Source organism: Rhodococcus sp. RD6.2 (assembly GCF_001040705.1).
In the GTDB taxonomy this organism is placed as follows: Bacteria; Actinomycetota; Actinomycetes; order Mycobacteriales; family Mycobacteriaceae; genus Rhodococcus_G.
The window spans coordinates 238511-252814 of the sequence record NZ_CVQP01000011.1 but is presented as its reverse complement, the minus strand read 5'-3'; the positions used below and the strand labels follow the sequence as shown (position 1 = coordinate 252814).

At 70.6% G+C, this 14304-nt stretch carries 11 protein-coding genes and 1 pseudogene; 1 reads left to right on the top strand and 11 read right to left on the bottom strand.

Features of this window, described 5'->3' with window-relative positions; genetic code table 11:
* From RHCRD62_RS26540 to RHCRD62_RS23590, 5 genes and pseudogenes are all read right to left on the bottom strand, one after another.
* On the bottom strand, nucleotides 1–951 hold the full coding sequence (locus RHCRD62_RS26540) for an alpha/beta hydrolase (protein WP_050067252.1): 951 nt from the start codon (nucleotides 949–951) through the stop codon (nucleotides 1–3).
* Nucleotides 952–1062: 111 nt separating this feature from the next.
* Nucleotides 1063–1335: pseudogene (locus tag RHCRD62_RS26660) on the bottom strand (Dabb family protein); the annotation flags it as partial.
* 319 nt (nucleotides 1336–1654) lie between these two features.
* Entirely contained in the window at nucleotides 1655–2002 is a 348-nt protein-coding gene (locus tag RHCRD62_RS23600) for a hypothetical protein (RefSeq protein ID WP_050067188.1), read from the bottom strand.
* A 161-nt stretch (nucleotides 2003–2163) separates the two neighbouring features.
* Nucleotides 2164–4701, bottom strand: coding sequence for a polynucleotide kinase-phosphatase (locus RHCRD62_RS23595; protein WP_050067187.1), 2538 nt, complete (start codon nucleotides 4699–4701; stop codon nucleotides 2164–2166).
* Complete coding sequence (locus RHCRD62_RS23590; protein WP_050067186.1) at nucleotides 4702–6096, bottom strand: 3' terminal RNA ribose 2'-O-methyltransferase Hen1; 1395 nt, start codon at nucleotides 6094–6096, stop codon at nucleotides 4702–4704. It lies immediately after the preceding gene.
* Nucleotides 6097–6225: 129 nt separating this feature from the next.
* On the opposite strand from RHCRD62_RS23590, the gene RHCRD62_RS23585 reads away from it, so the two are divergent.
* Entirely contained in the window at nucleotides 6226–7053 is an 828-nt protein-coding gene (locus RHCRD62_RS23585; protein ID WP_050067185.1) for an alpha/beta fold hydrolase, read from the top strand.
* On the opposite strand, the gene RHCRD62_RS23580 is transcribed toward RHCRD62_RS23585, so the two are convergent.
* The 6 genes from RHCRD62_RS23580 to RHCRD62_RS23555 all read right to left on the bottom strand — a co-directional run bounded on the left by RHCRD62_RS23580 (nucleotide 7050) and on the right by RHCRD62_RS23555 (nucleotide 14111).
* A complete protein-coding gene (locus RHCRD62_RS23580; RefSeq protein ID WP_253277462.1) occupies nucleotides 7050–8456 on the bottom strand; it encodes an MFS transporter in 1407 nt (468 codons plus the stop codon). The genes RHCRD62_RS23585 and RHCRD62_RS23580 overlap by 4 nt on opposite strands.
* Nucleotides 8457–8542: 86 nt before the next feature.
* Nucleotides 8543–9757 carry a uroporphyrinogen-III C-methyltransferase gene (cobA, locus tag RHCRD62_RS23575; RefSeq protein ID WP_050067183.1) on the bottom strand — a complete coding sequence of 405 codons (1215 nt, stop codon included), beginning with the start codon at nucleotides 9755–9757 and terminating at the stop codon, nucleotides 8543–8545.
* A gap of 28 nt (nucleotides 9758–9785) precedes the next feature.
* A complete protein-coding gene (locus RHCRD62_RS23570) occupies nucleotides 9786–10148 on the bottom strand; it encodes a cobalamin biosynthesis protein (protein WP_050067182.1) in 363 nt (120 codons plus the stop codon).
* Nucleotides 10141–11538 carry a cobyrinic acid a,c-diamide synthase CobB gene (locus RHCRD62_RS23565; RefSeq protein ID WP_253277452.1) on the bottom strand — a complete coding sequence of 466 codons (1398 nt, stop codon included), beginning with the start codon at nucleotides 11536–11538 and terminating at the stop codon, nucleotides 10141–10143. The genes RHCRD62_RS23570 and RHCRD62_RS23565 overlap by 8 nt, the downstream gene beginning before the upstream one ends.
* The gene (gene cobO, locus RHCRD62_RS23560) at nucleotides 11532–12146 is read right to left on the bottom strand and encodes a cob(I)yrinic acid a,c-diamide adenosyltransferase (RefSeq protein ID WP_050067181.1); all 615 of its coding nucleotides are present in this window, start codon (nucleotides 12144–12146) and stop codon (nucleotides 11532–11534) included. Before cobO ends, RHCRD62_RS23565 begins: the two co-directional genes overlap by 7 nt.
* Nucleotides 12147–12191: 45 nt before the next feature.
* The gene (locus RHCRD62_RS23555; protein ID WP_050067180.1) at nucleotides 12192–14111 is read right to left on the bottom strand and encodes a magnesium chelatase subunit D family protein; all 1920 of its coding nucleotides are present in this window, start codon (nucleotides 14109–14111) and stop codon (nucleotides 12192–12194) included.
* Between the last annotated feature and the right edge of the window lie 193 nt (nucleotides 14112–14304).

Sequence of the window (14304 nt, the reverse complement as noted above, 5' to 3'; positions counted from 1 at the left end):
TCATGGCTCGATCGTCGCGTGCGCGGGCACGTGCCCGGTGTCGGACTCGCCGAAGCCGGGGTCGAGGACCCGGCGGATCAGCTGCCACACCTCCTGCCTGGCCGGCCCGGTCAGCGACAGCTGCGGGAAGGTGAGGAATCCGTGGAACAGGCCGTCGAAGCGGCGCTCGATCATCGGAACTCCATCCGCGGCGAGCCGCCGCGCGTACGCCTCGCCCTCAGAGCACGGCGGGTCCAGTTCCGCGGTGACCACCACCGCCGGCGGCAGTCCCGCGAGTGTCGTCGCGCGGGTCGGGATGACGAGTTCACTGTCCCGGCCGTGTGGCGCGTACTGCTCCCAGTACCAGCGCATCGCCTTCGTGGTGTTGTAGTAACCGACGCCGTACCGCTGATACGACTCCGTCTCGAAGTCATCCTCGATCACCGGGTAAAGCAGGATCTGCGCCGCGATCGTCGGGCCACCACGTTCCCGCGCCGCCACCGAGACCGTCGCCGAAAGGTTGCCTCCTGCGCTGTCACCCGCGATCGCAACCCGTGTCGGGTCTCCCCCGTAGGTCGCGGCGTTGGCCACGGTCCAGCACACCGCCGCGTACACGTCCTCCATCGCCGCCGGTGCCGGATGCTCCGGCGCCAGCCGGTAGTCCACCGCGACGACGACGGCGTCGATGGCCTCTGCCATCGACCGGCAGAACTCGTCGTGGCTGTCGAGGTCACAGAACACGAAACCGCCGCCGTGGGCGAACACGATCACCGGGCGGGACACGGGGTCGCCGTGCGGGACGTACACCCGCAACGTCAGGTCGCCACCCGGTCCGTCGATCACCACGTCCCGCGCCATCCGCATGTCGGGCGTCCGGGCCAACGGCGCACGCCGCGAGGCGATGATCTCCCGCAGTTCGGCGGCGGGGTACGCCGTCACGTCCGGGAACCCGGACTCCAGTGCGGCGAGCATCGCCTCGACGTCGGGATGCAGGTCGGATCGGCGCACGCCGTTCTCCTTCGGGTTGGGCGGATTCTGACTGGGTAGAGCGCAAAAGCTGTGGCAGACACGGTCCTTGACGATGTACTCGACACTCTCCGGGTCGAACCACTTGTCGACGTAGCCCCAGTGCACGGGGTGGGCCATGTACTGACCGAGCAGGCCGTCGACATCGGTGAAGGACTGCTCCCAGACGTGGGTCCAGTCGCTGGCACCGGTCGCGGCGGTCACATGGCTCAGCTGCCACGACAGCATGGACGTCACGTGCTGCGGCATGCTGAGCATCTCCCGCTCGAACCGCTCCACGACGTCCCGCGCCGCGGCGGCGTCGACGCGCAGGAGCAGTGTGCGGTACACCGTGGGAGCCGCACCGCCGGTGCGTGACCCGCTCCACGACTCCCGCCCGCTGCCGGGGAGATAGTCGGCGCCATCGACGTGCCGCACGTCCGGTCCTGCGGTTGCGGACTCGACGGCCGACCGACAGCTCTCCCACTCCCACTGCGTCGTGAAGCGGAGGTGGACGAGGACGTCGCCGCCGTTGCGGGCGCCGTCGAGCGTCGGCTGCACCACGGCATACCGGTGGGGTGTCGCATCCACGCCGGCGCGGATCCGGTGGACGACGGCCTCCACCGCGGCCGCATCGCTCGGGTCGGTCAGGTGAACGAGACGGGTCACGCTAAACACGGCACAGGTCCTCCACACTCTCCGCCGTGGCCGCCATCGAGCGCGAACGCTGCGCCACCATCGGTTCGACGCGATCCCAGAAGTCGGCGAAGCCGGCGTCGAACCGGCGGGCGATCGCGGTCTGCCACCACTGCTCGTGTCCGGAGACCGTCCAGATCGCGGTCACCGTGTTTCCGTCGTCCTCCAACCACACCGGCGGACTCACCAACACCCGGTCGAGTGTCATCCCGGTCCGGACGGCCTGCGGCACATAGTCCGACAGGTACGCGTCGGCGAAGGCGCGCCCGCGCCCCGGTTCGGTCGTCACCCGATCGACTATGTGGATCCTCTGGTCGGCCATTCACTCACGCTAGGTTTGCGAAGGTGACCACGGATCACCGTCTCCCGTTGTGCGGGAGATCAAGTCGAGAGGCCCGCCCCACCGGGCAGCCTGCGAAGCCCCCGGCCTCCCGCTCGCCGGGAGGCCGCCCGTCCGGGCGCCGAAAGCGGAACCCGGCGCCCCTACAGACGGGGGTCGACCGGCTCGGACTCCAACGCGAGGACCGCGAACACCGCCTGGTGGATCCGCCACAGCGGATCCTTCTTCACCAGCCGGTCGAGAGCCTCGAGGCCGAGTGCGTACTCGCGCAGCGCCATCGACTGCTTGTGACCGAGGCTCCGGTTCCGGAGTCGTTCGAGGTTCTCCGGCTCGGTGTAGTGCGGACCGTAGATCAGCCGCAGGTACTCCCGGCCCCGCACCTTGATGCCGGGCTGCACGCGTGATCCGGGCCGCAGGTTGTCGAACGGCTTGACCACCATCCCCTCGCCGCCTGCCGCGGTGAGTTCCTCCCACCATGCGACGCCGGCCGCCTCGGACTCCGGGGAGGACGTGTCGACGCCGATCCGCCGGGTTGTCCGGAACAGGTCCGGCGCCACCTCGACCAGCCGGTCCGCGACCGCGAGATGCCAGCCGTGATCGCGGTCGGCGTATCCGGTTCCCTCGGTGGCGAGCAGCTGGAACGGGGCGATCTGCACCCCGCTCAGTCCCTCGGTCGGCCAGACGTAGCGCCGGTATGCGCCGACGTAGCGCGCCACGTCGTCCGCTCGGGACCGGGCACTCTCCCGCAGCGCGGCGACATCGAGGCCGCGAGCGGCCGCGGCTTCCAGAACTCGTTCCCTGGCCGACAGGTCGGCGCGGGCCGCCGCCCCCACCGCTGCGTACTGCGACCGCAGCAGCCCCTCCGACTTCGCCGACCAGGGCAGCAGCTCCGCGTCCAGCAGCAGCCAGTCGGTGCCGAGTTCGTCCCACAGCCCGGCCGCCGTAACCGCGCCGGCGATCATCGAGACCAGGCGCTCGGTCTGCTCCGCGTCGAACATGCGCCTGCCGGTGCGGGTGTGCACCATTCCGGAGAGACCGTCCCGGACTCCGAACCGCTCGGCGGCGACGGCGGCGTCGCGGCACACGAGCGCGACGGCCCGCGACCCCATGTGCTTCTCCTCGCAGATCACACTGTCCACCTTCGCTTTCCGGTACGCAGCGAAGGCCTCGGTCGGGTGCTCGAGCAGGCCCGGCAGCGAGGAGGTCGGGCACGGCGACATGGTCGGGGGCAGGTACGTCAGCCACTGCGGCGTCACCGCCCAGCGGCTCATCACCTCGAGCGCCCCCGCCGCGTTCTCCGGGCGCACCGTGACCCGCCCGCGCAGCGACGTCTCCACTCCCCCGACTTCCATGATGTCCGCGATGTCGAGCGCCTGCGGATCGGTGTCGGAGACGTGCAGCGGCCGGATCGGCGGGTACCACTCCCGCTGCGCGGGAACCGAAACGACCTCCCGTTCCGGATAGCGCAGCGCGGTGAGCGCGCCGCCGAAGACGCACCCGGTGTCCAGGCAGGCGGTGTTGTTGACCCACCGCACCTCGGGCACCGGTGTGTGCCCGTAGAGCACCATCGCGTCACCGCGGTACTCCTCGGCCCACGGATAGCGAACGGGAAGCCCGAACTCGTCCGTCTCACCGGTGGTTTCGCCGTACAGGGCGAAACTGCGCACCCGGCCCGACGCCCGGTTGTGGTACTCCTGCTTGAGGCCCGCGTGTGCCACCACGAGCCGTCCCTCGTCGAGCACGAGGTGCGCGACGAGCCCGTCGCAGAACTGCGCCACCTCGCGGCGGAACTCCTCGGTCTCGTTCCCGAGTTGTTCGAGGGTCCGATCGAGGCCGTGTGTGGCGGCGACCTTCCGCCCGCGCAGCGCCTTGACCAGCTTGTTCTCGTGGTTGCCCGGAAGGGCCAGTGCGTGACCCGCGGCGACCATGCCCATCACCAGACGCAGCACGCCCGGAGCGTCGGGACCCCGGTCCACGTAGTCGCCGAGGAACAGTGCCGTCCGCCCCTCCGGCGGACGCGCATCCACCGAGCGACCCGACTCGTCCCGGACGATGTCGTAACCGAGTGTCGTCAGCAGGGTTTCGAGTTCACCGAGGCAGCCGTGGATGTCGCCGACGACGTCGAACGGGCCCCGCAGGTCGCGGCGGTCGCTCCGCAGCGGTCGCCGCAGGATCCGCGCCTGCTCCACCGCGTCGACGCCGTCCAGGACGTGCACGACCTGGAAGCCCTCGCGGGTAAGCCCGCGCATGGACCGGGTGAGCTGCTGGTGCTGACGCCGCAGGACGGCCCGGTCGAACGCCCGCTCCCCGCGCGCGGCGTTGCGCTCCGCGCACACCGACTCGGGGACGTTCAGCACGACCGCCACCGCGAGCATGTCCTGCGAGCGGGCCAGATCGACCAGTGTGCGCCGCGCCGCGGGCTGCACGCTCGTCGCGTCGACGACGGTCAGCCTGCCCGCACGTAGCCGGGTGGACGCGATGAACTCGAGCACCTCGAACGCGTCGGCCGTCGCCGCCTGCGAGTTGGGGTCGTCGCTGACCAGGCCTCGGCAGTGATCACTCGAGATCACCTCGTAGGGCCCGAAGTGCCGGGCGGCGAATGTCGACTTGCCGGATCCGCTGATGCCGACGAGGACGACCAGCGACGCTGCCGGGATCTCGAGCACTTCCGTGTCGCTCATCTACGCCTCCTCCCTTCGTGTGAAAACGGCCATCTGGGTCGGCGCACCGTGGATCGCATCGAGATCGCCGATCCCGGTGCACCGGACGTCGTAGCCGTGCGCCTCACCGACGTCGGTGGCCCAGGCCTCGAATTGTGTTCGGGTGAACTCGAACCGGTGATCCGGATGGCGGAACATGCCGGTTTCGAGATTCGGGTACAGCACGTTGTATTCGGCGTTGGGAGTGGTCACCAGTGCGAACCGCGGCCGCATGTCGGCGAACACCGAGCGAACCAGCGCGGGTAGGCGGTCCTCGTCGACATGCTCGACGACCTCCATCAGCACGGCCGCGTCGAAGCCGCGCAGGCGCGCGTCCCGGTAGGTCACCGACGACTGCAGCACCGAGATCCGTGCCCGTTGGCGGTCGGGCAGTTCGGCGAGTCCGAGCCGGCGTTCGGCCCTGCGCAGCGCCATGTCTCCGACGTCGACGCCGACGATCTCGGTGAAGGCCGGCCGGGCGAGCAGCTCCCGCAGCAGCTTGCCCTCACCGCAGCCCACGTCGACCACGCGGGCAACGCCGAGGTCCTCCAGCGTCGCCAGGACCGCCTCCTGGCGCAGTCGAGCAAGACCCGCGCTCGCGACCCGCGGTTCGCCGGCCGGAGCCGCGGCGCCGTCGGCGAGCCGATCGGCCACCGACGCCACCAATTCACGCCGGTGCGCCAGGTAGCGGGCGGCGATCAGCTCGTGCTCGGGGTGGTCGGCGAGCCACTCGCCCGCCATCCGCACCAGCTTGTCCGCCTCGGCGTCGCCTACCCAGTAGTGCTTGACGTCGTCGAGCACCGGAAGCAGCACGTAGAGGTGGCGCAGCGCCTCCGACACGGTGAGCGTTCCGTCCAGGGTCAGGCGCACGTAGTCCGAGTCGCCCCACCGTGGGACCGTCTCGTCCAGCGGCACGGGCATCGATGTCACCGTCCACCCGAGTGGACCGAACAGCCGGGCGGGCAGGTCGGCTCCGCCGCGGGCGGGCGTCACCGGCACCTCGACGGTCAGGGAGACCGGGGTTCCGGGAAGCTCCGGCCGGGACGTCAGCGTCCCGGCGAGAGCCGACTTGAACACCCGCGAGATCGCGACCGCAAGCATCGACGACGCCGCGTACGGGCGGTCGTTGACGTACTGGCCCAGCGCGAACCCGTCGGCGCCACCACGGAACGAGCCGCGCGCCATCTCCACCGGATCGACGTCGAGCAGCAACGTCACCGTGCACCGGGACGTCGACACCTCGGGGTACACGACGGTCGCGGTGCCCACCGACAGATCGAAGGTCTGCACCCGGTCGGGGTGCTTGTGCAGGAGGTGGCCGAGGTCCGAGGCGTCCGGGAAGTCGGCGGACGCCGTTGCGGTCAGTGAGAGGTGCACCGATCGGACGGTACTTGTGACGAGGTTGTTCGGCGAGGCATTTACATGCGTGGCGGCTACCGGGCGTGGCGGCCGGTGGCTCGCCGAATGGCGACGTAGCCTGTCGATCACCCGGCACCAGGAGAGCACATGACCGTCACCCTGTCCCGACTCGCGATCTCACGCGGCGAACTGTCCTTCTTCGAGGCGGTTCCCGACGCGGGTACGGACGTGCTGGGAACCGTCGTCATGGTCCCCGGCTTCACCGGCTCCCGCGAGGACTTCCTGCCGATGGCCCCGTACGTGACCGCCGCCGGGTACCGACTGATCTCGTACTCGCAGCTCGGCCAGTACGACTCGGACGGACCGGACGGCCGCGATGCGGTCGGCGAGTACACGGTGGCCAAGTTCGCCCTCGACCTCGCGGAGGTGCTGGACAAGGTGGCGCCCGCGGAGAAGGTGCACCTCGTCGGCCACAGCTTCGGCGGACTCGTCACCCGGGCCGCCATCCTCGCCGATCCGGCGCGCTTCCTGGACTACACGATCCTCGACTCGCCGCCGAGCGGCCAGAGCCTGGGCATGCCCGTGGACCCGGCCCGGATCCCGGACCTGCTGTGGGCGGGCGGCAACGAGGCGCTGTGGCAGGCGATGTTCGGCGCGTTCGAGGAGATCTTCCCGGCGCCGGTGAAGGAGTTCCTGCACCACCGCATCATGGTTACCCGCACCGCGAACATCGCTGGCATCGCCGTGTCCATGAGTGCCGAGCCCGACCGTGTCGAGGAACTCGCCGCGGCCGGCGTGCCGATCCTCGTCGTCGCGGGTGAACACGACGTCATTCCGGTGGACGTCCAGGCCGACGCCGCGTCCCGGCTCGGCGTGCGATTCGAGATCATCGCCGGCGCCGCCCACACACCGAACGAGGAGAAGCCCGCAGAACTCACGAAGGTGCTCGTCGAATTCTGGGCCGGATCCGCCTAGGCCTCCTGGGCTGCCTTCTCCGCAGCCTGCGCCTGCGCCACTTGCTCCGGCGTGAACCGGATGAACAGTGCGGCCACCGTCGCCAAGGCGGCCAGGATCGCACACCCGAGCAACGCGAACGTGTAGCCCTGGCTGAGAGCGTCGAGCTGGGCCGCGTCCATCTCCGCGGCGGGCACACCCGAGACACCACCGAGCGAGAGGGTCTTCGACGTCGCCATGGCGCCGACGATCGCGAGACCGATGGGACCGAACAGCACATTGGCGACCTGCGCGATCGCGGCGAGCGGCCCGATCTCGTGCGGCCCGACTCCGGAGATCGCGCACAACGGGAGCGGCACGACCGCCAAACCGACGCCGAATCCGACGCCGATCACCAGCCCGAGCAGGTGCGCGATGTAGGTCGTGGACGTGTCGAGGGTGGAGCCGTACAGGAGGCCGGCGAAGGTGAGCAGGGTGCCGGTCGCGACCAGCCATCGCGGCGCGACGCGGACCGCCAGTTTCGACGCGACGAACGCGGCAGCACCGAGCCCGAACGCGAACGGCACGAACGCCAGGCCCGCCCGCAGCGGGGTGTATCCGAGCACGTCCTGCACGAACAGCGCGACGAACGGTGCCAGCGAGAACATCACCATGCCGACGAGGGCGATGGCGATGAACGTCGCGACACGGTCTCTGCTGCGGAACAGGGAGAACGGCAACAAGGGGTTCTCTGCGCGCCGTTCCACCATCAGGAACACACCGAGCAGCACGAGACCACCGATCAGCCCGGCGAGCACGAGCGGACTCCCCCAGCCCATCTCGGGTCCCTCGGTGAATCCGAACACGACGGCGGTACAGCCCAGTGTCGCGAGAATCGCTCCGGGCACGTCGAGCTTGAGCCGTTCGGCGTTGGTCTCCGTCAGCGAACTGAACGCGAACGCGAGGATGACGAGGCCGATGGGCACGTTGATCAGGAAGATCCACCGCCACGACACCTCGGTGAGCGCGCCGCCCGCGATCAGTCCGGTGACCGATCCGACACCGGTCATGGCCGCGAAGATCGCGATGGCCTGGTTGCGGACCGGGCCGGGAGCGAACGTGGTCGCGACGAGCGCCAACGCGGTCGGTGACGCGATCGCGGCGCCGACGCCCTGTAGTGCCCGCGCCGCGACGAGTGTCGCCTCGTTGAACGCGAGTCCGCACAGCAGCGAGGTGACGGTGAAGATCGCGACACCTGCGATGAACACCCGTTTACGACCGAAGGCGTCGCCGAGGCGGCCGCCCAGCAACATCAGTCCACCGAACGTCAGTGCGTACGACGTGATGACCCAGTTGCGGCCGGCGTCGCTGAGGCCGAGGTCCTCCTGGATCCGGGACAGTGCCAGCGACGCCACCGTCCCGTCGAGGACCATCATCAGCTGCATTCCGCTGAGGACGACGATCGCGAGACCGAACGCCCGCGTCGTCACGGGGTACTTCACGGCGGTGGAGTCAGACACGAGAGTCCACGTTACCGACCGTTTACCGAGAACCCCGCCACCGGACCGACGACGATGATCGCGGGCGGACGGATGCCCTCCTCGCGGACCCGCGCGGCGACGGTGCCGAGATCGGCCCGCAGCTCACGCTGCCCGCGAGTGGTGCCCTCCTGGACCACAGTGACGGGCGTGTCCGCGCTGCGACCGCCCTCGACGAGCGCTGTGGCGAACTTCTCGATCCGCTCGACACCCATCAGGATCACGAGGGTCCCGCGCAGCTTCGCCAGTGCCGACCAGTCGGTCAGCGAGTCGGGGTGGTCGGGGGCGACGTGACCGCTCACGACAACGAATTCGTGGGTGACCCCGCGGTGCGTGACCGGGATACCCGCGGCGGACGGGACCGCGATCGCACTGGTGATGCCGGGCACGACCGTGACCGGAACGCCCGCTTCGACACACGCCTCCAATTCCTCGAAGCCGCGCCCGAACACGTACGGGTCGCCGCCCTTGAGCCGGACGACGAACTTGCCCGCCTTGGCATTGTCGATGAGCGCGGCGTTGATGGCCTCCTGCGCCATCGCCCGGCCGTACGGAATCTTGGCTGCGTCGATCACCTCGACCTGCGGGCCGAGCTCGGCGAGCAGCTCCGGCGGCGCCAACCGGTCGGCGACGACGACATCGGCGCGGGCGAGCAACCTGCGTCCGCGGACGGTGATCAGGTCGGGGTCGCCGGGACCGCCGCCGACCAGCGCGACGCCCGCCGCGTGTGGCTCGTCGTCGGTGAGCGAACCGGCCTGGAGCGCTTCGACGATGGCGGTGCGGACCGCAGCGGACCGACGATGCGCTCCCCCTGCGAGGACACCGATCTCGAGGCCGTCGAACGAGGCACTGGCCGGGGTGACGGCGGTGCCCTGCTTGGCACTGTCGGCACGGACGCAGAAGATCCTGCGACGCTCCGCTTCCGCGACGATCGCGGCGTTGGTGCCGGGCTCGTCGGTGCACGCGATCGCATACCAGGCGCCCTCGAGGTCGCCGTCGGTGTAGTCGCGCAGCTCCGCGGTGATCTGACCGCCAGTAACCATGCCCTCGACTGCGGGGGTGACTGTGCGGGCGATGACATGGACCTGGGCGCCCGACGCAACGAGCAGGCCGAGACGACGCTGGGCGACGGTGCCGCCGCCGACGACGACCACGCGTCGGCCGGTCAGATTCAGGCCGACGAGGTAATTCGTCTCGTCTGCAGCCACTTCACTTCTCCTTCATGGGGCGGGATGTTCAAACAGTACGGGCGAGCGCGACGGTGACGCCATTGCGGGCACGCTTGTGCACGACGAGGTCGCCGCCGTCCGATCCCAGGACCGCCGCTGCCTCGGCAACGCTGGGCGTCCCGGTCTCCGCGGCGACGCGGCCCGACGGGTTCGGGACGTGTACGGCGGACAGCTCCTCGGCGGAGAAACCGAGAACGGGGACCCCGAGTTCGGCAGCCGCGGTCGCCACCGACGACTCGGTGACCTTTCGGTCGAGCGTGGCCAACGCGACGAGTTCGGTCGGATCGTCGACGATCTGCGCGACCGCGCCGAGCACCGCGTCCGCGCCGACACCGTCGCGGAGTCCGACACCGACCACCAGGTCAGCCATGCCTCTCCGCGAATGTCGCTGCGGCAGAAACGAATCGGTGAATGGACGCCGGGTTTCCCGCCGGGTGGGTGTGCAGGTACGACGCGTGCACGTTGCCGCCCACAAATCCTTCCTTCGCCGCGGACCCGCTCACGTGCCAGCCCCACGCGGGCGCCCAGCCCGCCGCGGACTGCTCGGCCAGCACCGTGCGATGGAACTCGTGCCCGACGACGCGCTCCCCCGATTCGAACAGCACGGACGGCTCCAGTGCGACCGCCTCGCGGTAGCCGAGGGTCAGCGCCGACCCGAACGTCGAGTCGACGTCGATCACCCGCGCCATCGGATGCCCGTCGAGGGCGCGCGTCAGGTACAGCAGGCCCGCGCACTCCGCATGGATCGGAAGTCCGCGGCGCGCCAACTCCCGCACCGATGTCAGCAGCGCGGTGTTCGCAGCGAGCGCGGTCGCGTGTTCCTCCGGGAACCCGCCCGGCAACACCAGTCCCGCGACCCCGTCGGGCAACACGTCCGCCGCGGGATCGAACACGACCACACGCGCCCCCGCCGCCTCCAGCAGTTCGCGGTGTTCGGCATAGCCGAAGGTGAACGCCGCACCGCCCGCGACGGCGACCAGCGGTGAGCCGGCGACCTGCCCACCCACCTCGGCGTGAGAATCCCACGCAGGCGCCGCGACGGAGGCCGCCGCGAGTGCGCGCACGGCGTCCAGGTCGACGTGCCGCGTGATCAACTCCGTCATCGCGTCGACCGCAGCCGCCGCCGCGCCGCCGTGCTCGACGGCGGTCACGAGACCGAGATGCCGCGACGGTACCGCGAGTTCGGCAAGCCGCGGCACCACACCGAGCACGGGGACGCCGACCTTCTCGCAGGCCTGCCGCAGCACCTGCTCGTGCCGGGCGCTGCCGACGCGATTGAGAATCACGCCGCCGATCCGCACGCCGCGATCGAACGTGGCGAAACCGTGCAGCACCGCCGCCAGCGACTGGCTGTGGCCGCGGGCATCGACGACGAGGACGACCGGAGCGCCGAGCAGACCCGCGACCTGCGCCGTCGATCCCTCCGCCGCGCCCTCCGGGGCCGGCTCGGAGATCTTGCCGTCGAACAGACCCATCACACCCTCGACGACGGCGATGTCGCAGCCGGTGCTGCCGTGCCGGTAGAGCGGCCCGATGCGGTCCGCGCCGACCAGGACCGGATCGAGGTTGCGGCCGACCCGGCCTGCCGCCAGTGCGTGGTATCCGGGGTCGATGTAGTCGGGGCCGACCTTGAACGGAGCGACCCGGTCACCGGCGGCCCGCAGCGCGCCGATCAAACCCGTTGCAATGGTGGTCTTTCCGCTACCCGATGCCGGCGCCGCGATGACCACCGCGGGCGTCACGGTACCGGGAGTCACCACTCGATGCCCCGCTGCCCCTTGCGTCCGGCGTCCATCGGGTGCTTCACCTTCGTCATCTCGGTGACCAGGTCCGCGGCGTCGAGCAACGCCTGCGGCGCGTCCCGGCCGGTGATCACCACGTGCTGGGTTCCGGGCCGGTTCACCAGGACGTCGACGACCTCGTCGACGTCGACCCACCCCCACTTGAGCGGATAGGTGAACTCGTCGAGAACGTAGAAACGGTGCTCCTCGTTCGCGATTCGCCGAGCCACCTCACGCCAGCCGTCGAGCGCGACGCGGGCGTGGTCCTCGTCGTCACCCTTCTTCCGGGTCCACGACCAGCCGTCGCCCATCTTGTTCCACTGCACGGGCCCGCCGACCCCGGTGTTCTCGTGCAACTCGCCCAGCGCGCGGAACGCGGCCTCCTCGCCGACCTTCCACTTGGCGGACTTCACGAACTGGAAGACGCCGATGTCGAAGCCCTGGTTCCAGGCGCGCAGCGCCATCCCGAACGCGGCGGTCGACTTGCCCTTGCCGGGGCCGGTGTGGACGGCGAGCACGGGTGCGTTGCGGCGCTGCCGGGTGGTCAGACCGTCGTCGGGGACGCTGACAGGGACTCCCTGGGGCATGGTCGAGCTCCTCTTTCAGGCGGGTGATCTACCGGAGGCGGTACGTCAGGCGGCGGCGCGGACGACGCCTGCCACCTGCTCCGCGGACAGTTCGGTCAGTCGGACACACGCACCCCGCATCGCGATCGCGAGCTCCGGCGCCAAGCCGAGGCGCACCATCCCCGATTCGCAGTCGACGACGACACCGGCGACAGCGGTGTCGGCGAGCAGGCCCGCCGCGACCTTCGCCCGGTGCACCGGATCGGTGCCGCCGGTGGCCCGGCCGTCGGTGAGCGCCACCACCATCGCGCGACGCTGCGGGTCACGGACCCGCTCCCGCAGGACCACCTCGCGTGCCTTCAAGAACCCTTGCGCCAGCGGACTCTTACCGCCGGTGCGCAGCGACTTCAGTCGCCGCACCGCGACGTCCACCGACGACGTCGGTGGCAGGACGACGTCGGCAGACGAGCCCCGGACGGTGATGACGGCGACTTTGTCTCGGCGCTGGTAGGCGTCGCGCAGCAGGGACACCACCGCGCCCGTCACGGCGGACAGTCGGTCGCGGGCGGCCATCGACCCCGACACGTCGACCACGAAGACGATCAGGTTGCCCTCGCGTCCCTCCTTGATCGCACCGCGAACATCGCTCGGCGCCAACAACATTCGACCGTCGGTCCGGCCGCGGGACACCTGGTGCTCGGCAGCGGCGAACAGGGTCCCGACCAGATGCAGGCCGCGACCCGGTTCCGTCGTGGCGCGGACCGTACGCCCCCGCGGCGAACGGGAACGCGACCGGCGACCGGGCGCACCCTCGCCGACGCCGGGGATGGTGAGCAGGCGCGTGCGGAACTGTGCGGCCGGAGCGCCGACGGGGCGTTCCTGCCCCGGTCCCGGCGCTGCGGGACTGTCGTCGGCCGCCTCGTCCCCGTCGGCGGACGGCGCCGGAGCGCCGCCGTCCTGCGGCTGCGGTGCCCCGCCGCCCGGGCCGTCGGGATCCGTGTCCGGGTCGGGATCGGTGTCGGGGTCCGGTTCCTGGGCGGCCTGCTCGGCGGCGTCACGCATTGCATCGTCGAGTTGCTGCGGATCGAGTCCCGGTTCGTCGAACGGATCGCGGCGACGCCGGTGCGGCAACGTCAGTTCGGCCGCGACCCGCACGTCCTCCTCGACGACCTCGCTCGCGCCGCGCCACGCGGCGTGCGCGGTGGCGGTGCGCGCGAGGACCAGGTCGGCGCGCATCCCGTCCACGTCGAACGACGCGCACAGAGCCGCGATCCGGCGCAGCTCACGATCCGGCAGCGCGACACCGGCCAGCGCGACGCGGGCTTCGGCGATCCGTGCGGCGGTGTCGGCGTCGACGGCCTCGTATCGGGCGGCGAATGCGACGGGATCGGCCTCGAAGTCGAGCCGACGCCGGACCACCTGCATGCGGACGTCGACGTCCCGGGACGCGGCGACGTCCACGGCGAGCCCGAACCGGTCGAGGAGCTGCGGTCGCAGCTCACCCTCCTCCGGGTTCATCGTGCCGACGAGCACGAACTTCGCCGGGTGGGAGTGCGAGACGCCGTCCCGCTCGACGTGAACGCGGCCCATCGCGGCGGCGTCGAGCAGTACGTCCACCAGGTGGTCGTGCAGCAGGTTCACTTCGTCGACGTAGAGGACGCCGTCGTGAGCGGCAGCGAGCAGGCCGGGCTGGAAGGCACGCTCCCCGTCCCGCAGCACCTTCTCGAGGTCCAGCGAGCCGATCACGCGGTCCTCGGTGGCACCGACCGGAAGTTCGACCAGGCGCGCGGCCGTACCGTCCGACGTCGGGGGCAGCAGCGCGGCGAGGGCCCGAACCACCGTCGACTTCGCGGTCCCCTTCTCGCCGCGCACCAGCACCCCACCGATACCGGGGTGCACCGCGCAGAGGGTCAACGCCAGCCGCAGCTGGTCCTGTCCGACGATCGCACCGAACGGGAAGCCCGGATCCGAATCCTGGTGTGCCACGGCCCCAGTCCCCTCACTCCCCGGTTTCCGCGCCGGGGGTCGGTCGTTGATTCCTTGCCGCGGCGATCTGACTTCCGGCGACGGCGAATGCCCGTCGACCGTCACAGTGGCGGGACCGTGCCTGAATTGCACAGGCTTTCCCGCGGCGAGGAACGTCGAGTTCGTCCCGAACAATAGGCCACGGCCGCCACCA